The following is a 636-nucleotide window of genomic DNA, read 5'->3' as shown; positions in this document are numbered from 1 at the left end:
AAGAGCGTCCGCCTCACACGCGGAAGGTCGCTGGTTCGAACCCAGCCGGGACCACGGTCCTCGAGGTGCGAAACAGGCCCGGTGCAGGCTTACCTCGGCGCGCCGGCGAACTCGACGGTCTTGTCGGACTCCGCGCGCACAATCGGATCATGAGCGATGACGTGACGGCCGGAGATGCCACGCAGGCCATAGACCCTCTCCCGACGCAGGTCGTGTACGCCTGGCAAGACGAACCCGACGAGGATCAGGGGGACGTGGCCCCGGTCCAGGGCGCCGGCGGCACAGCGGTGGTCGCCGTCGCGGCACTGTCGGCGGTCGCGCTGGCGATAGCGGCTGTGGCCGCGGTCGTGGTTCTCGTCGCTCCCGCCGCACCGGCCAGTCACTATGTCATCCAACCGGTGCCCGTGGAGCAGACACCATCGCCTCCGGCGCCGAGGGCGGCATCGAAGCCGGCTCCACAGTCGCAGCCGAAACCGCCGCCGCGGGTGGCGGCGCCGCTCGCAGATCTGCCTTCTGCTCGGCATTGGCGACCGACACCGGCTCCCAAGCCGCCGCCCGCACCGCCGGCTACTCCGTCGCCGGACTTCACGCCTGCTCGGGATCAGTGGCTGCTCAACAACTTACGGTCGCTGGGAT

The 636-nt window shown here is 70.0% G+C and carries 1 pseudogene; it reads left to right on the top strand.

The features are described from left to right. Positions 1–149: 149 nt before the first annotated feature. Positions 150–636, top strand: a pseudogene (locus F6Q13_RS19450) (hypothetical protein); the annotation flags it as partial.

The organism is Mycobacterium sp. (assembly GCF_008709575.1).
In the GTDB taxonomy this organism is placed as follows: Bacteria; Actinomycetota; Actinomycetes; order Mycobacteriales; family Mycobacteriaceae; genus Mycobacterium.
Note: the sequence above shows the minus strand (reverse complement) of the source record. Positions and strands in the feature narration are given on the sequence as shown.